Source organism: Chryseobacterium formosum, assembly GCF_026460885.1.
Classification (GTDB): Bacteria; Bacteroidota; Bacteroidia; order Flavobacteriales; family Weeksellaceae; genus Chryseobacterium; species Chryseobacterium formosus.
Window position 1 is genome coordinate 18,283 of record NZ_JAOVZW010000003.1, and the last position, 16,425, is coordinate 34,707.

Genomic DNA, 16,425 nt, shown 5'->3' on the forward strand with positions numbered 1-16,425 from the left:
ATCTCTTACACTGTGATGATGTTATATTTCATTGATTTTGAAATAAAGAAATTTCATCACTTGTGTTCCTTTATTTGTTGGCAAAGAAACAGATAATTTTCGGGATAAAAAATGAACCTATGTTCATAAAATCTGTTTTCTGATACGGCTTAGCGCTTGTGGAGTGATTCCTATATAAGAAGCAATATGTTTTAACGGAATTTCCTGAATAAATTTTGGGTAAGCTTTTGCTAAATTTAAATATCGCTCTTCTGCACTGTGCATTAATAATGAGATTTCACGCTGAGTTTTTCTTACATAAAGATTTTCTGCAGAAATTCTTCCCAGATAATTTCCAATTTTGCTTCTTTCATACAATTCCTGCAAATCATCATGATGAATTCTATAAACCACCGTTTCCTGAACAGTTTTTACATTATATGCACATGGAGTTCTCGTAATGAACGAATCATAAGCGCTGCAAAACATATTTTCAGCAATAAAAGAGAATGTAATTTCTTTGGAAGGCTCTGTTGGATGCACTTTATTTACAAAAAAACGGATAATTCCGCTGTCAATAAAATAGAGGTAATCTTCGACGGTTCCTTCCTCTAAAATCAATGTTTTTTTAGGGAAAACCATTCTTTCAAATTTATTGACGTGATAATTTGCTTCTTCCTGAGAAAGACCTTCTATCGAATTATAAATGCTGAGTAACTTTTCCATGAAAGGCTTATGAATATTGGGTTTGGTGACACAAAAATACAGTTTTATTTAGTATTAAAACTTAGTTTTGGCTCATCTCTCTTTTAAATCAAAATATTTAAAGCTTAAATGAAATCATTTTTCAAGTGAATTTCATTCAAAATATGAACCAATAATTATGATGTTGTGTAAATTTAAAATCAAGTTGATGTTTTCATAGTTTATTTTTGTTTTACTGATTTAATCTTTGTTATTTAAATCTAAAATCATTAAAGTATTCCGTTTTTAAAGTTTTATTTTTGCAACAAATTATTCACATGCAAAATTATTTAGAATTCGATTTCAGGATTTTCCCGCTTCAGCCTTGGAGTGATATATTAATGGCAGAACTTATTGAGATAGGTTTTGATAGTTTCACGGAAGAAATTCATGGTATTTTAGGATATATTCAGAAAGATTTATTTAAAGAAGAAGAATTGAAAGCTTTGCCACTTTTCCAAAATGAAGAAGTGAAAATTGAGTATACTTTCACAGAAATGCCGAATATCAATTGGAACGAAGAATGGGAAAAGAATTTCGAGCCGATCAATATTGATGATAAAGTTTTAATCAGAGCCGAATTTCACGAATCTGTTCCCGGAATGCACGAAATTATCATTCAGCCAAAAATGTCTTTCGGAACGGGACATCATCCAACAACGCATTTGATGATCCAACAAATGATGGATATTGATTTCAATGACAAAAAAGTTTTGGACATGGGTTGTGGAACTTCAGTTTTAGCGATTTATGCAAAACAAATCGGAGCAGGTGATACAAAAGCAATTGACATCGACGAATGGTCAGTTGAAAATTCAAAGGAAAATGCTGTAAGAAATGGGGTAGAATTGGATATTGAATTGGGAACTGCAGAAAATTTAGGAAAAGAAAATTACGACATTATTTTGGCGAATATCAATAGAAATATTTTGATTTCAGACATTCCGACTTACGTTTCTGTATTGAATGAAGGTGGGGAATTATTGCTTTCAGGATTGTGTTTCTTTGATGTTGACGATATTCTTGAAGTTTGTAAAGAAAACAATTTAGAACTGAAAAAGAAATTGCAGAGAGAAGAATGGGTAAGTTTATTACTTGAAAAGAAGTAGCTAACCGTAAACCTTAAACTTAGCCTCAACCTTAAGTTATGAAAAGCTTATTCACCGTTTTATTTCTACTCACTGTTCAGATTTTTTCTGCGCAGGAAGAAGATTACGTTTATGCAAACGGAGTTTTCAGTTTTGAAGAAAATAAACCCCAGAAAATATTCACCGACTGGACGAGAATTCGACGATCTCCGAATGTCAATGCTCAAATTTTGGATTCTTTGCAAACCAATCAGCAAATTTTGATTCTTAAAAAAGATGAAACTATTTTAAAATTGGGCGAAAGAAGAGCTAATTGGTATAAAATATCGTATCAGAAAGGCGATAAAACTTCTGAAGGTTACATTTGGGGTGGAAATCTTTGTGTGGGTTTTAGAAATAAAAATGGCTACGATTTTCTTTTTGGTTTAACAAAAACAGTTAATAAAAAAGATAAAGAATATCCTGAAATTAATATTCAACAGAATTATGCTTCTGTAAAAGTTGTTAAAGGAAATATTTTAATTGATGAGGTTTCTTTTGAAACAGGTTCGGGTGAAAGTCTGAGTTATGGAACATTCAATATTGAAAGTAATCATAAACTACAAAATGTAGAATTGACTATTAAAGCTACTGTTTCGGGGGAAGCGTGCGGAATTGCAAGTTATGATCAATATGTTTTCTTTAAAGATAAAAAATTGGTTGCTCTTCCACAATTAATGAATGTTGGAGATGCCGATGTATATTATCACTCCGAAGAATTTATTTTCCCGAATGATAAAGGTGGAGTTCCAAATGCTTTTATTTTTAAAATGGAGGAAATGGAAAAAGATGAGAAAGATCGGGAGAAGAAGAAAAAGGTTTCGAAAACCTATCTTTGGAACGGAAATTCTTACAAACTAAAATAAAATTTTTAATCATAAATTTGAAAACCACTGTATATTTACGGTGGTTTTTAAATTTTATATAATGACAAAAGAAGAGCTTTATGATCTGAAATATACACTGTCAGATTTTATTTATCCCAGATTAAAAGAGTTTAAAGATAAAGTAGACAGTAAAAGTGCGCCTTCAGTTCCAGATTTTTCAAACGTTGAACATTTTTCTCAGAAGAGATCTTTTGCAGAAAAAGAAAAGTATTGGAGTGAGATATTAGGTGAAATGATCATTCCCTTCGAATATCAAGTTTATCCCGAGAATTTTAAACACTTAGAGCTTAAAGATATTAATGAAAAAGTAGAGCGTGGATTGAAACTTTTTGCAGAATATTTTATCAAGTTATGGTTTTAATAATGAGTGAAATCTTACTTAATGATTGGCAATGGAGTTCCGGATTTGGATAATCTTTAGAAAATATAAATAAAAAAAACTCACAACAAACGTTGTAAGTTTTATATGAGCGCATCAGGATTCGAACCTGAGACTGTCCCGATTAAAATCGGGATGTTCTATCTAGTTGAGCTTTCGACTAACTTTATTATTTTCAATTTACTCTTCCAAGCTTTTATTTTAAATTCTCTTTTATAAGCTTCAGATTTAGAATTATAATTTTCAGAATATATAATAATCCAGTCTTTAGCTTTTGAAGTAAATCCTTTATGATTTGAAAGATGCTTTCTTAGTCTCTCTTGTAAAACTTCACAAGAATGTCCAATGTAATATTGGTCAAGAGATTTTGAATAAAGTATATAGCAAAAACACATGAAATTACTATAAACAAAAAAACTCACAACAGATGTTATGAGTTTTAAGTGAGCGCGTCAGGATTCGAACCTGAGACCGTCTGCTTAGAAGGCAGATGCTCTATCCAGCTGAGCTACGCACCCATTTGTAATTTTGAGAAAATTACTAAAACAGTCGGGGCGGCAGGATTCGAACCTGCGACCTCCTGGTCCCAAACCAGGCGCGATGACCGGACTACGCTACGCCCCGAATAAGTCATGCTGCGGAGAGTAAGGGATTCGAACCCTTGGTACCGTTACCAGTACGCATGTTTAGCAAACATGTCCTTTCGGCCACTCAGGCAACTCTCCAATAATAACGTTTTTGTAAAGATCGCTGTTCCGTTATTGCGAGTGCAAATATAGAATAGATTTCTTTATTTACCAAATAAAATTCAAGAAAAAATTGTGTATTTTTACGCTTATAAATGATTAAAAATCTAATCTGATGCGTAAAACATTATATATCATCGGCTTAAGTACATTGGTTTTTTCATGTACATCGCAGAAAAATAATAATAAAAATATTTATCGTACTAAAACAGCTGTCGTACAGCCAAAAACAGCTGTTAATTCTGATTCACAGGAAAAAATAAAACCACAAGTCACAAAAGAACATGGCGTGGAATTTTTTACTACAAATATTGCAGATGTTACGAAAAATGATAACACCGCAAGTTATGGTTCCATCGTGTCGGCAAAACCTGCGGGATATAAAGTTGTAAAAACGCATTTCCCTGCGATTGCCCAAAATTTCAGACAAAAATATCTGATTTTGCATTACACGGTTTTACCGGATGATAAATCTATTGAAGTTCTTACAAAACAGTCTGTAAGTGCGCATTATTTAGTCAATAACTTGGGTGACAACGAAATTTATCAATTAGTTGATGAAAATAAACGTTCTTATCATGCGGGAGTAAGCGCTTGGCGTGCCGATAAAAACCTTAATGATACATCCATAGGAATTGAAATTGTAAACATGGGTTATAAGGCAGATGCAACTGGCGCAAAAACTTTTGAACCGTTTAGTGATGATCAAATCAAAAAAGTGGCAGCTCTAACAAAGGATATTGTGACGAGATATCAAATTCCTGCTACCAATGTTTTAGCACATTCAGATATTGCACCGACTAGAAAGCAAGATCCGGGACCACTTTTCCCTTGGAAAAAACTGTATGATGATTATCAAATAGGAATGTGGTATGATGAAGCAGCAAAACAAACTTTGCTTACTGCGGCACAAACTGATATTTCTACAAAATATAATGATGCCGCATTTATTTATACAATTCAGATGGCATTGCAAAAGTTTGGTTATGCTCTTGACAGCAGCGGAAAGTGGGATGATGCGACAAAAAAAACTATTGAAGCATTACAATATCATTTCCGTCCTCAAAACTATAACGGAATTATGGATGCCGAAACATGGGCAATTCTTCAAGCTTTAAATCAAAAATATCCAACAAAATAAATTTTTAAAGCGCATCTTTACGGTGCGTTTTTTATTAATTAAATACAATAAACTATTAAATATCATTTAATGGAAAATTTCAGACAGGAAAGTGATCTTCTCGGTGAATTAAACGTTCCGATTGGTGCTTATTATGGTGTTCAGACTCAAAGAGCTATTGATAATTTTAAAATTTCAGGACAGCTTTTATCATCATATCCAGAATTTATCAAAGGTTTGGCGTTCGTGAAGAAAGCTGCAGCAAAAACCAATTACGAATTAGGGCTTTTAGACCAGGATTTATATTTTAAAATTGCAGAAACCTGTGATGAATTAATTGGGGGATTATTTCACAGTGAGTTTCCGATAGATATGATTCAAGGTGGAGCAGGAACTTCGATTAACATGAATGCTAATGAAGTGATTGCAAACCGAGTTTTAGAAAAATTAGGAAAAAATAAAGGTGAATACGAATTTTGTTCACCAAACGATCATATCAATTTATCCCAATCAACAAATGACGCTTATCCAACGGCAATCAAAATGGGATTGTTGCAGATGAACGAAACTTTAGTGAAAAAACTTCAAAGCATTGTTGAAGCTTTCCGTGACAAAGGAAAAGAGTTTCAGGATGTGATTAAAATGGGAAGAACTCAGCTTCAGGATGCGGTTCCAATGACGATGGGACAGGAATTTGAGGCTTTTGCAGCAACTTTGGAAGAAGATATTTCAAAACTGAATAATAACGCTAATCTTTTTGTTGAGGTTAATATGGGTGCAACTGCGATTGGAACAGGAATTAATGCTCCAATTGGATATGCAATTCTTTGCGCTAAAAATTTGGCTGAAATTACTGGTTATCCTGTTGTTTCTGCGCCAAATTTAGTTGAAGCAACTCCGGATACAGGTTCTTACGTGATTTATTCTTCTGCAATGAAACGTCTTGCCGTAAAATTATCAAAAATCTGTAATGATTTAAGGTTGCTATCTTCAGGACCAAGAGCTGGTTTATCTGAAATAAATCTTCCTCCAATGCAGCCAGGCTCATCAATTATGCCTGGAAAAGTAAATCCTGTGATTCCGGAAGTAGTAAATCAGGTTTGTTTTAAAGTGATCGGAAATGATCTTACGGTAACTTTCGCAGCAGAAGCCGGACAATTACAGTTAAATGTCATGGAGCCGGTTCTTTCTCATGCCATCATGGAAAATATCCATTTCCTTTGCAACGCTTTAGACACGCTTCGTGACAAATGTGTTGTCGGAATTACCGCCAATAAAGACGTTTGTCTGAATATGGTAAAACACAGCATCGGAATCGTAACTGCTTTAAATCCTTATATCGGATACAAACAATCTACAAAAATTGCAAAAGAAGCCTTGGAAACCGGTAAAAGTGTTTACAATTTGGTTCTTGAACATGGTTTGCTTTCACAGGAGAGTTTAGATGAAATTCTTGATCCTAAAAATATGCTGAAACCACACAATAAATAGTATCTGGTGAGTAAAATAAAGAAAACTTTTCAGGCTTTACAAAATATTGCGCAGAAACCAAGTTTGCTCAATTTGGTAATTAATGACAATGAATCAAGAAAAAAAGAGTTTCTTGAAAAATATCCTCATTTAAAAAGTCTTCCGCAAATTAATTTTACTGATTTGGCTGAAGATTTTGATGAAAGCATTGACTTGGCATTTTTAGATGGAGGATCTTTGCCTACAGATTTGGCCTTGTTGAAGACATTGGCGAAAGGCAAAAACAGTTACTTTGAAATCGGAACCTGGAGAGGTGAGAGCGTTTGGAATGTGGCCAAAATTATTAAAGATTGCACAACTTTTAATCTTTCAAAAGAAGAAATAAATACGTTAGGTTTAGATAAAAGATATGCTGAATTGCATGGAATTATATCTAAAAAAAATCCGAATATTCTTCATTTGGAAGGTAATTCTAAAACTTTTGATTTTAAAGATTTAAATAAGAAATATGATCTGATTTTCATCGATGGAGATCACTCGTATGAAATGGTGAAAAATGACACTGCGAAGGTTTTTGAAAGTCTTGTACACGAAAATTCGGTTGTTGTTTGGCATGATTACGCATTCAATCCTGAGAAAGTACGATATGATGTTTTCAAAGGGATTTTAGATGGATTGCCAACAGAATTTCATTCAAATTTATATCATGTGGCCAATACAATGTGCGCAGTTTTTACAAAAGAAAATTTTAAAACAAAAGAATTTGAAGAGCTGAAAAGCCCTGATTTTCTGTTTGAAGTAAATCTAAAAATTAAAAAATAAGTTGAGGTTTTTAATCATAATTCCTGCTCACAACGAGGAAAATAATCTTCCGTTTACTTTAGATTCTTTAAAGCAACAAAGTTTTAAAGATTTTAAAGTTGTAGTTGTAAATGATGGCTCTACCGACGAAACTTCGGAAGTAATTAAAAAGTATACTGAAACCGATGTTAGATTTGAAACCATAAATCTTCAAAAATCTTCACATCAACCGGGTTCAAAAGTCGTTGCAGCTTTCAAAAGCGGATTACAGACTCAAAATTTTAATGAATTTGACATCATTTGTAAATTCGACTCAGACATTATTTTAGAAACAAATTATCTGCAAACTGTTGCAAATGCTTTTGTTGAAAATCCAGATTACGGTTTGGTTGGAGGACTTTTATATGTTGAAAAAAACGGAGAATGGGTTTATGAAGGAAACTCCAATAAACATCACGTTCGTGGTCCGATGAAAGCCTACAGAAAAGAATGTTTTGTACAAATGAATGGTTTGCGTGAAACTTTAGGTTGGGATAATATCGATGCAATTTTGTTGCAGAATTTAGGCTGGAAAGAAGTGGTTTTACCTGAATTGCATGTGAAATTAATTAAAGTAAAAGGCGCGGATTACACTATAAAACCGGCCGATTACTACGGAAGATATTTTTATTTTTTAGGATTAAACCGATTTCTAACTTATGTTGCTTCTGCAAAAGAAGCGTTGAAAATAAAATCGCCTTCGTTTCTGTTTCAAATCATTAGTTATTACGAAAAATGTAAATCTCAAAATCTTGAACTGAAAATTTCTAAAGACGAGCAAAAAGTGATTAATCAGCAACGCTGGAATCAGTTTAAAAAGAAATGGTTTAAGATATGATTCAATAGGAACGGGCTTTAGCCCGTTTTTTAAATAAAATTAATACAATTGGCTTTAGCCAAAACCTAAAATGTAAATTTTCAGTTTGAAAAAAATAGCCTACATAGAAATCGACACTCATGCAGAAATCGCTGCAGATTTTATGGATTTAATGGAAGATTCAAAAGGATTTTCTGTGGATTATTATTTTTCGGAAAAGATTAAAAAGCAAATTCATGAAAGTAATGAAAATGTTTTTTTGTCGGATAATTCGATGATTTTAGATCAGTTAGAAACGAAGAAATATGATTTGGTTATTATCGGAACTGTTCACCGTTATTTCAACACTTTTTTAAATATTACTCAGAAATATAAAACTGCGGTAATTGTTCATAATCTTAATTTTTCTAAAGCTTCCAAATTAGATTTAATTAAAAATATTTTTAAAGAAGATGTTCTTTACCGACTGAAATTATGGTGGAAAGAAGGTTTGTTTAATTCTTCAAAAGTTTACAGAAATGCCAGTCAGCTTTTGGTTTTAGATAAAGAATTTTCAACATCAGAACATCAGTTTCTACCACTTTTTTATTCTAAAGAATTTTTTCAGAATAAAAATGAAAAACTAACAGTTCTAATTCCGGGTGGAGTTTCTCAAAAAAGACGTGATTATAACCATGTTTTAGATGTAATTCAAAAATCTGATGGCGGTGAGAATATTGACTTTGTTTTTCTTGGAAAAGCAAAAGGTGAGGAGCTTGAGAATATTAAAAAGATTGCTGAGAAATTTAATCTAAAATATTTTACAGAAAGAGTTTCCCAGGATGATTTTGAAATTTGGATGAAAAAAGCAGATGTTCTTTGGTGCCCGATTCAACAGAAAACAGAGTTTTTTAGTCAAGAAGAAATTTATGGTTCAACAAAAATGACGGGGAATATTGGTGATGCGATCAAATTCGGTAAAATAGCTGTTTTTCCTAAAAACTATTCATCAAAGCTTGAATTTATTGTTCCTGAGAAAGAAAATATTATTCAACAATTTAACGAGTTGAAAAATCATCAATTTGATTTTCAGAAAGATTACAGCAAAAAAAATGTTCTTGAGAATTTAGAACAATTGCTAATTCGACTTATTTAAATTTAAGAATACTTTTGATAAATTTCATATTGATATATTGTTCAATAGGGAAAATTTTTGTGAAATGATTTCCAATAAAAATCAGCAATAAAACAACGGCTGGTTTGTATATTAAATTGATGAAATTATTATCAAAAACCGGTAAAACTATCGCAACTGTAATCGCCAAAGTACAGATAATCGAAACAAAAATCATCTCAATAGAAAAAGGTGAAACTTTAAACACAAAATAATTGAATACAACTTTAATAAGATTGTAAATAGTCACCGAAATTGCCGTAGATAGAGCAATCCCGATCAAAGAAAGATCTGTATGATGGATGAAGTACCAATTTAATCCAATTGTTAATCCAGCCAATAAAAGCATTACAATGATGTTGAATTTGTAATATTTTGAAAGCGAAATAATATTTCCATTAAAACCTGTTGCCAAATCCATTAAAACTGCAGAGCCCCAAATCCAAATGACCGGTTCGTACATTCTCAGTAAATCTCCTTTATTAGGCATAAAATGAGTTAAGTAAGGAAATCCTACCATAATGCATCCAAATAAAACAGCTCCTAAAAAGTAAATCGTTAAAGATGTTTTTTTATGGAATCTGTCGAGTTCCAGCATATCTCCATCAGCTAAATTTTTTCTGATTAATGGCGCAGAAATATTAAATAAACCCAATTGTGGAATAGAAATCAAAGAAATTAAAGCTAATAAAATGCTGTAAACTGCAATTTCTTCTTCACCAATAAACTCACCAATCATGTAATTATTAATTGCCATATGATTTCCGAAAGTTCCTAAAAATCCAAAGAAACTATATGCTGCAAATTCTTTATAAAAATTATCTTTTTTAAAATAATCTCTACTTAAATCAAGGTTTACTTTTTCAAGTTTGTTGGTGTAATAAATGTACCCTGTAAGCATTAAAGCAAACATTCCAAAGAAAAATGCCAATGCAACTTGTTCTGAAAACTGAAAATAAAAAAACAAACAAAATGCACCGAGATTGGCTAATTTGGGTAACATATTATCGAAAATATTAGAAACAACAATTCTTTTATAATTGGAAATGTACTTATTGAAAATTGCACACAAAGAAAGCGTTAAAACAAGTGGTAGAATATATTTTTTACTCTCCCAAATTTTCATTTTTGTAAAATCCGGGTAAACACTTGGGATGAGAAAAAAGATAATCAGAAACAGGAAAAAATTGATAAAAACCAATGCTAAAGAAAGTGATAACATATTTTGGTGCTTATCATCTTCGTGAGCTCTCCCAAAAAACTTTACGTTAGAATAAGAAATTCCCAAAACGACAAATGGAACCAGCATTTCTGCGGCCGACATAATGTATCGTAATGTTCCGTAAAAAAAGAGGTCGTTTGTGAAAATAAAAATCGAGAACATCCCGATCAGCGTCGCGGCATATCCTATAATCGAATACTTAAAACCCTGCCTTGCAACTACACTCATACTTAGATTTTAGATGTTTTTAGGAAGGAAAATAATGTTGTTGATGTATTCTGTTTTATTTTTTTCGTCGCTGATATTTTTAAGTAAAATTTCTTCGGTTAATTTTTCGAGAGTGAAAGTTTTTCGGTTAAGATAATGAGATTCAAACCCCCAGTTTTCAACTTCGGAAATTTCATTCCAAATGGGTTGTTCGTGGTGTCTCTGTTCCATTTCAACCATTAAAGTTGGCTTAAATTTCTGGATGGTTTCTTTTCCACCAAAAAGTGTTTTCATTTCATTTCCTTCTACATCGATTTTGATGAAATCAATCTTGTTGACTTTTTTAGATTTCGTCCAATCATCCAATTTTACCACTTCTACAGTTTCTGTATAGCTGTTTTCTTCGTCTTTTTCTTTGTAAGAAGTATTAAGCGTTCCTCTTGAAGCAACTATTTTTCCTTTAATAATTGGAACTTTAAACTTTGCTGTTGTATTTTCATCTGAAAGTGCCACAGAAGAAACATTCATCGACGGAAAAAGTCTCTTCAGTCTGATGTTGAGTTTTTTATTAGGCTCAAAAGCAAAAATATTCTTGTGATTCAGCTTGTTTTCAAACTGATAAAGGAAAGTTCCAACGTTTGCTCCGATGTCGAAAATTACAGCGTCGTTTTGTAAATATTCTTTAATCCAAACCAATTCCGGTTCTACATTTCGTCCTGAAAAATTTTCTTTCGTAAGGTTTTTTAAACTTTTAAAATACCTCTGTTTGTAAAAACTTGGACTGATATACTGCAGTTTTTCGGCTAATTGTTGGTATAAAGACATGTGTGATTATTTGACGACCAGCAAAGGTAATGAAAAATGTTAAATTGGTGTTAAAAAATCGCAATTGTAATAAGTTGATTATCAGTTGTAATTTGGCTATTGTCTAATTTTGAGTATTTAAAATTGGGGTGTCAAGAAAATCATTCAACGGTTTTGCTGCTTCAAATATTTTTGAGACATTTTTTACTGCATTTTTATCCATTAAATCTTTGTTTGTGATATGATGAACCCCGATGAAACTTTTCATTTTTAAAAATTCTGCCATCGGATCTTCTTTTTCAAAACCTTGCGGAACGTTTTTAAGTTTGTGTTCCGGATCAAGTTCACCATAATATTTTTTAAAATCTTTGTCTTCAATAGTTTTTATGAAATCATCTTTAAACAATGAAATTTCTTTTCTGATTTCTTTTAAAATAGGAGCGTCGGGTAAATAAATTCCGCTTCCAAGAAATGACTTTCCGGATTCTACATGTAAATAAAATCCTGATTTCGAATTCATTTTTCCCATTCCCAAAGAGGCTCCGAAATAGGTTTTATAAGGAGTTTTATCTTTTGAAAATCTGGTATCGCGATAAATTCTTAGTAAAGATTTCTTTGCATCAAGTTTTAAAATGTTTTCATCAAATTTTCCCATTTCAGCAATTAGTTCTTCTACAAAATCCTGAAAATCTGATTGTGCTTCCAGAAAAAGATTTTTATTTTCATTAAACCAATCTCTGTTATTATTCTTTTCAATAAGCTTTAAGAAATCGAATATTTTTGCTGAAAGCTGAGATGCCATATTTTATATTTTACTCAAATGTAAATAATATTATTGAAAATGGATTCTTGTAAAATTTTCAATCATTCATAATTATTACTAAGGAAAATGTATAATTCAATAAAATTAATTAATGTTGAAAAATTTTTAAATTAAAAATAAAAAAGATGTGGTTTTTTTGTTTAAATATAAAAATGATTAAGGTTTTCTAAAATAAAATTATTAATTCGTTAATATTACATAATTGAGTATTCAGAAAAAAGTTATATATTTGCAAAAAATTTTATAATATTTAATGAATTTATTTACGGAGTCCAATTTAAGTCCTGATATTCTGAAGGCAGTTGGCGAACTGGGTTACGAAAGCCCGACAGAAATCCAAAAACAGACTATCCCTTTCATTCTTTCAGATATTCGCGATCTAATCGCACTTGCGCAGACAGGGACAGGCAAAACAGCAGCGTTTTCGCTTCCGATTTTGGATATGATTGACGATACGAGTCGCAAAATCCAATTTTTGGTGCTTTGTCCGACGCGAGAACTATGTCTTCAAATTGCAAAAGACATAAAAAATTACACGAAGTACATGCCGAACATTAAATCTACAGCGGTTTATGGAGGGAGCAGTATTATGGATCAAATGCGTTCTTTAAAGGAAAAGCCGCAAATTATTGTAGGTACTCCTGGAAGAGTAATCGATTTGATTAACAGAAAAGCATTAGACTTTTCAGCAATTCACTGGTTGGTTTTAGATGAAGCAGATGAAATGCTTTCTATGGGTTTCAAAGACGAATTGGAAACAATTATGAGAGAAACTCCAGAAACGAAACAAACTTTCTTGTTCTCCGCAACGATGAGCAAAGAAGTAGAGAGAATTTCTAAAAATTATTTGACAAACCCTCACAGAATTTCTGTTGGTTCTATTAACGAAGTTAAAAAGAACATCAAGCATGAATATTATGTTGCTGGTTATCGTAATAAAAAGGAGGCGTTGAAGAGATTGATAGATTCAAACCCTAATCAATACTCAATTATTTTCTGTAGAACAAGAATGGAAACTCAGGAAGTTGCCGATTTCTTGATGCAGAATGGTTATGCAGCAGATGCTCTTCATGGTGATCTTTCTCAAGCGCAGAGAGATACAGTAATGAAGAAATTCAGGCTGAAAAATATCGATATCTTAGTTGCGACAGATGTTGCAGCGAGAGGTTTGGATGTAGATTCATTAACTCACGTTATCCATTTCTCATTACCAGATGATCCTGAAGTATTTGTTCACAGAAGTGGTAGAACAGGTAGAGCAGGAAAAGACGGTATTTCTATGTCATTGATCAAACCTGAAGAGAGCAGAAAGCTGAAGCAGATAAAATCTACGACGAAAATTGATATTGTTGAGAAGAAAATTCCTACAGGTGACGAAGTAATTTCAGCTCAGGTAAAAGGAGTTTTTGAAAAACTTATGACAGAGCACGAAAATATCTTTGAATTTGATCAAAGTCTTGTTCCTGATTTAAGTAATTTCACTAAAGAAGAATTGGTTGTGCAATTGCTACAGTTCCAGTTGAAAGACATGGCTTTGTATTACAAAGACAGACAAGATTTGTCTGAGCAGAAAATGAGCAACAGAGATGATGATAGAGGAGGAAGAGATCGTGATAGAGGTAGAGACCGTGACAGAGGAAGAGATCGTGATCGTGACAGAGGGCCAAGAGGAGATCGTGACGGAAGAAGCGACAGAGGTAGAAGTGATCGTGGTGGAAAACCAAGACAGAGAGACGAAAATATGACTAGATTTTTCTTCAACCTTGGTAAAAAAGACCAATTGAAAAAGCTAGATGTTTTAGAAATCATCAATAAAGCTACTTCAAGCAAAGGAAGTAAGAGAGCGGAAATCGGTAACATCGAAATCCTTGAGAAATTCTCATTCTTTGAGATTGAAAAATCTTACAAAAATGAGCTTTTAGGAAATATTTCTTCAATGAAATTCAAAGGAAAAGATATGAGAGCTGAAGAAGCGAACTGATCTTATTCTTAAAACATATTTGAAGCCGGCAATTTTGTCGGCTTTTTTGTTGTTTTATGTGAACAAATATTCCCTCAATGTGAACAAAAATTAACGCGAGAAGCTTTTTGGTAAGATGGTTTTTTAGGAAATTTGCACACGAAATTATAAATACTATAAAATGGGCATTGGTAATATTTTCCACGCTTTTCAACCGAAAGATAAAATCTTTTTTGTGCTTTTCGAAAAAGTTACAGATAACTTGGTTGCTATGTCTAACGATTTTAATCACGGAATCAAAGATTTTGATCTTAACGACGATTCTATGTTGAAATTAATGAGCGACTATGAGCACAAAAATGATGAACTTACTCACGAGATTTTCGTTGAATTGGGGAAAAACTTCATTACACCTTTCGATCGTGAAGATATTCACACTTTGGCAACAGGTTTAGATGACATCGCAGATTATATCTATGCTTCTGCAAAGTATATTTTCCTTTACAAATCTCCTTTGATGAAAGCTTATGCAGATTTTTCATTATTGATTCACAAAGCTTGTCTTGAGATTCAGAATGCAATGAAAAACCTTAAAGGTTTCAAAAATATGGAGCAGGTAAAAGAAGCTTGTATTAAAGTAAACTCTATTGAAAACATTGCAGATGATCTTCTTTCAAATTCTATGGTAGAATTGTTTGAAACAAATGATGCAATTAATATCATTAAAATTTCATCAGTATTAAATTATCTTGAAGTAGTAACAGATAAAGCAGAAGATGTTGCCAATACGATTGAGAACATCATGATTAAATACGCATAAAACAATATAACAGAAATGGAATTTCCTATTTTACTTACGGTTATTATTGCTTTAGCTTTAATCTTCGATTATATCAATGGTTTTCATGATGCGGCAAACTCTATTGCAACAATTGTTTCCACAAAAGTTCTTACGCCATTTCAGGCAGTACTTTGGGCGGCACTTTGGAATTTTGCAGCATTTTTTATCGCTGTTTACATTATCGGAGAATTTAAAATCGGTAATACGATTGCAAAAACCGTAAACGAAAACTTTATTACTCTTGAAGTAATATTTTCAGGTCTTATTGCAGCCATTGCCTGGAATCTTTTGACGTGGTGGTTTGGTATTCCTTCATCATCATCTCACACTTTAATTGGCGGATTTTTGGGGGCGGCTCTTATGCATGCTTTTCTAATGGATTATCGTGAAGTTGTTGCAACCCAACCAGATTTGGGAATGTTTGCAACAGTAAAAGAAGCGATTATGAAAGTTACAACGCAGGATGTTGTGAAATTCGGCAAAGTAATCCCAATCTTCTTGTTTATATTTTTGGCACCGGTTATCGGGATGGTTATCTCTATTATCATCACTTTAATCATTGTACACCTTTATAAAAAATCAAATCCTTACAAAGCTGATAAAGCATTCAAAAAACTTCAGTTGGCGTCTTCAGCTCTATTCAGTTTAGGACACGGTTTGAATGATGCACAGAAAGTAATGGGAATCATTGGCGCGGCTCTTATTTACTACCACGTAAATATGTTGCAGGATCCTCAATATCTGAATATTCCTGCTGCAGATCGATTTAATTATTTTTCTCAACATTATATGTGGGTTCCCTTAGTTTCTTTCATTGCCATTGCATTGGGAACAATGAGTGGAGGTTGGAAAATTATCAAAACAATGGGTACGAAAATTACAAAAGTAACTCCATTGGAAGGGGTAAGTGCGGAAACTGCGGGAGCAATCACGCTTTTCATTACTGATCACTTTGGTATTCCGGTTTCTACAACACACACCATTACAGGTTCAATTATCGGAGTTGGTCTTACCAAAAGAATCTCTGCCGTACGTTGGGGAATCACTGTAAGTTTACTTTGGGCATGGGTTTTAACGATTCCTATCTCAGCAATTGTTGCAGGAATTACTTATTTAGCCATTACTTATTTGACTTAAATAAAAATCTTTATTATAATTAAAACTTTGTTCTTTTGGGCAAAGTTTTTTTTGTTATAATACTCATCATAATTGTACTGTTTTGATGGTTTTAGAAAAATCCCTTCGACGATTATGACAAAAGCTCTCGACGACTTAGACAAATCCTTGAGAGCTTTTAGAAAATGCA

At 32.6% G+C, this 16,425-nt stretch carries 16 protein-coding genes and 3 tRNA genes; 11 read left to right on the top strand and 8 right to left on the bottom strand.

Translation table 11 applies throughout. The features are described 5' to 3' along the window. Positions 1–123 precede the first annotated feature (123 nt). On the bottom strand, positions 124–705 hold the full coding sequence (locus OF897_RS03455; protein ID WP_267264302.1) for a Crp/Fnr family transcriptional regulator: 582 nt from the start codon (positions 703–705) through the stop codon (positions 124–126). 296 nt (positions 706–1,001) lie between these two features. Here OF897_RS03455 and prmA point away from each other — a divergent pair, with 296 nt between their 5' ends. From prmA to OF897_RS03470, 3 genes are all read left to right on the top strand, one after another. Beyond that, positions 1,002–1,832: a 50S ribosomal protein L11 methyltransferase gene (gene prmA, locus OF897_RS03460; protein ID WP_267264303.1), complete on the top strand. Its 831-nt coding sequence runs from the start codon at positions 1,002–1,004 to the stop codon at positions 1,830–1,832. A 38-nt stretch (positions 1,833–1,870) separates the two neighbouring features. Beyond that, complete coding sequence (locus tag OF897_RS03465) at positions 1,871–2,716, top strand: SH3 domain-containing protein (protein WP_267264304.1); 846 nt, start codon at positions 1,871–1,873, stop codon at positions 2,714–2,716. A gap of 61 nt (positions 2,717–2,777) precedes the next feature. Next, positions 2,778–3,098: a hypothetical protein gene (locus OF897_RS03470; RefSeq protein WP_267264305.1), complete on the top strand. Its 321-nt coding sequence runs from the start codon at positions 2,778–2,780 to the stop codon at positions 3,096–3,098. A 158-nt stretch (positions 3,099–3,256) separates the two neighbouring features. On the opposite strand, the gene OF897_RS03475 is transcribed toward OF897_RS03470, so the two are convergent. From OF897_RS03475 to OF897_RS03490, 4 genes are all read right to left on the bottom strand, one after another. Next, positions 3,257–3,511 (bottom strand): GIY-YIG nuclease family protein, encoded by a 255-nt coding sequence (locus OF897_RS03475; protein WP_267264306.1) that lies wholly within the window; start codon positions 3,509–3,511, stop codon positions 3,257–3,259. A 49-nt stretch (positions 3,512–3,560) separates the two neighbouring features. After that, positions 3,561–3,634, bottom strand: a tRNA-Arg gene (locus OF897_RS03480). A gap of 31 nt (positions 3,635–3,665) precedes the next feature. Beyond that, positions 3,666–3,740, bottom strand: a tRNA-Pro gene (locus OF897_RS03485). Between the two features lie 14 nt (positions 3,741–3,754). Then, a tRNA-Ser gene (locus OF897_RS03490) sits at positions 3,755–3,841 on the bottom strand. Positions 3,842–3,977: 136 nt separating this feature from the next. On the opposite strand from OF897_RS03490, the gene OF897_RS03495 reads away from it, so the two are divergent. From OF897_RS03495 to OF897_RS03515, 5 genes are all read left to right on the top strand, one after another. Then, the gene (locus OF897_RS03495) at positions 3,978–5,003 is read left to right on the top strand and encodes an N-acetylmuramoyl-L-alanine amidase (RefSeq protein ID WP_267264307.1); all 1,026 of its coding nucleotides are present in this window, start codon (positions 3,978–3,980) and stop codon (positions 5,001–5,003) included. Between the two features lie 69 nt (positions 5,004–5,072). Next, the gene (gene aspA / locus OF897_RS03500) at positions 5,073–6,473 is read left to right on the top strand and encodes an aspartate ammonia-lyase (RefSeq protein ID WP_267264308.1); all 1,401 of its coding nucleotides are present in this window, start codon (positions 5,073–5,075) and stop codon (positions 6,471–6,473) included. A gap of 6 nt (positions 6,474–6,479) precedes the next feature. Continuing rightward, positions 6,480–7,274 carry a class I SAM-dependent methyltransferase gene (locus tag OF897_RS03505; protein WP_267264309.1) on the top strand — a complete coding sequence of 265 codons (795 nt, stop codon included), beginning with the start codon at positions 6,480–6,482 and terminating at the stop codon, positions 7,272–7,274. A 1-nt stretch (position 7,275) separates the two neighbouring features. Then, the gene (locus tag OF897_RS03510; RefSeq protein ID WP_267264310.1) at positions 7,276–8,130 is read left to right on the top strand and encodes a glycosyltransferase; all 855 of its coding nucleotides are present in this window, start codon (positions 7,276–7,278) and stop codon (positions 8,128–8,130) included. Between the two features lie 85 nt (positions 8,131–8,215). Then, complete coding sequence (locus tag OF897_RS03515; RefSeq protein ID WP_267264311.1) at positions 8,216–9,244, top strand: hypothetical protein; 1,029 nt, start codon at positions 8,216–8,218, stop codon at positions 9,242–9,244. On the opposite strand, the gene OF897_RS03520 is transcribed toward OF897_RS03515, so the two are convergent. The 3 genes from OF897_RS03520 to OF897_RS03530 all read right to left on the bottom strand — a co-directional run bounded on the left by OF897_RS03520 (position 9,237) and on the right by OF897_RS03530 (position 12,297). Beyond that, entirely contained in the window at positions 9,237–10,712 is a 1,476-nt protein-coding gene (locus OF897_RS03520) for a lipopolysaccharide biosynthesis protein (protein ID WP_267264312.1), read from the bottom strand. The two genes, OF897_RS03515 and OF897_RS03520, sit on opposite strands and share 8 nt — an antisense overlap. A 9-nt stretch (positions 10,713–10,721) precedes the next feature. Next, positions 10,722–11,516, bottom strand: a complete 795-nt coding sequence (locus OF897_RS03525; RefSeq protein ID WP_267264313.1) for an FkbM family methyltransferase — start codon at positions 11,514–11,516, stop codon at positions 10,722–10,724. A 103-nt stretch (positions 11,517–11,619) separates the two neighbouring features. Further along, positions 11,620–12,297, bottom strand: coding sequence for a DUF2461 domain-containing protein (locus tag OF897_RS03530; protein WP_267264314.1), 678 nt, complete (start codon positions 12,295–12,297; stop codon positions 11,620–11,622). Positions 12,298–12,571: 274 nt separating this feature from the next. Here OF897_RS03530 and OF897_RS03535 point away from each other — a divergent pair, with 274 nt between their 5' ends. The 3 genes from OF897_RS03535 (at position 12,572) to OF897_RS03545 (ending at position 16,256) form a co-directional block, all read left to right on the top strand. Further along, the gene (locus OF897_RS03535; protein WP_267264315.1) at positions 12,572–14,299 is read left to right on the top strand and encodes a DEAD/DEAH box helicase; all 1,728 of its coding nucleotides are present in this window, start codon (positions 12,572–12,574) and stop codon (positions 14,297–14,299) included. A gap of 160 nt (positions 14,300–14,459) precedes the next feature. After that, positions 14,460–15,098, top strand: coding sequence for a DUF47 domain-containing protein (locus OF897_RS03540; RefSeq protein WP_074229593.1), 639 nt, complete (start codon positions 14,460–14,462; stop codon positions 15,096–15,098). 15 nt (positions 15,099–15,113) lie between these two features. After that, a complete protein-coding gene (locus tag OF897_RS03545) occupies positions 15,114–16,256 on the top strand; it encodes an inorganic phosphate transporter (protein ID WP_267264316.1) in 1,143 nt (380 codons plus the stop codon). Positions 16,257–16,425: the final 169 nt, after the last annotated feature.

Coding starts and splice junctions, on each gene's coding strand:
- OF897_RS03455 (WP_267264302.1), bottom strand. CDS start 705: ATGGAAAAGTTACTCAGCATTTATAATTCGATAGAAGGTCTTTCTCAG.
- prmA (WP_267264303.1), top strand. CDS start 1,002: ATGCAAAATTATTTAGAATTCGATTTCAGGATTTTCCCGCTTCAGCCT.
- OF897_RS03465 (WP_267264304.1), top strand. CDS start 1,871: ATGAAAAGCTTATTCACCGTTTTATTTCTACTCACTGTTCAGATTTTT.
- OF897_RS03470 (WP_267264305.1), top strand. CDS start 2,778: ATGACAAAAGAAGAGCTTTATGATCTGAAATATACACTGTCAGATTTT.
- OF897_RS03475 (WP_267264306.1), bottom strand. CDS start 3,511: ATGTGTTTTTGCTATATACTTTATTCAAAATCTCTTGACCAATATTAC.
- OF897_RS03495 (WP_267264307.1), top strand. CDS start 3,978: ATGCGTAAAACATTATATATCATCGGCTTAAGTACATTGGTTTTTTCA.
- aspA (WP_267264308.1), top strand. CDS start 5,073: ATGGAAAATTTCAGACAGGAAAGTGATCTTCTCGGTGAATTAAACGTT.
- OF897_RS03520 (WP_267264312.1), bottom strand. CDS start 10,712: ATGAGTGTAGTTGCAAGGCAGGGTTTTAAGTATTCGATTATAGGATAT.
- OF897_RS03525 (WP_267264313.1), bottom strand. CDS start 11,516: ATGTCTTTATACCAACAATTAGCCGAAAAACTGCAGTATATCAGTCCA.
- OF897_RS03530 (WP_267264314.1), bottom strand. CDS start 12,297: ATGGCATCTCAGCTTTCAGCAAAAATATTCGATTTCTTAAAGCTTATT.
- OF897_RS03535 (WP_267264315.1), top strand. CDS start 12,572: ATGAATTTATTTACGGAGTCCAATTTAAGTCCTGATATTCTGAAGGCA.
- OF897_RS03540 (WP_074229593.1), top strand. CDS start 14,460: ATGGGCATTGGTAATATTTTCCACGCTTTTCAACCGAAAGATAAAATC.
- OF897_RS03545 (WP_267264316.1), top strand. CDS start 15,114: ATGGAATTTCCTATTTTACTTACGGTTATTATTGCTTTAGCTTTAATC.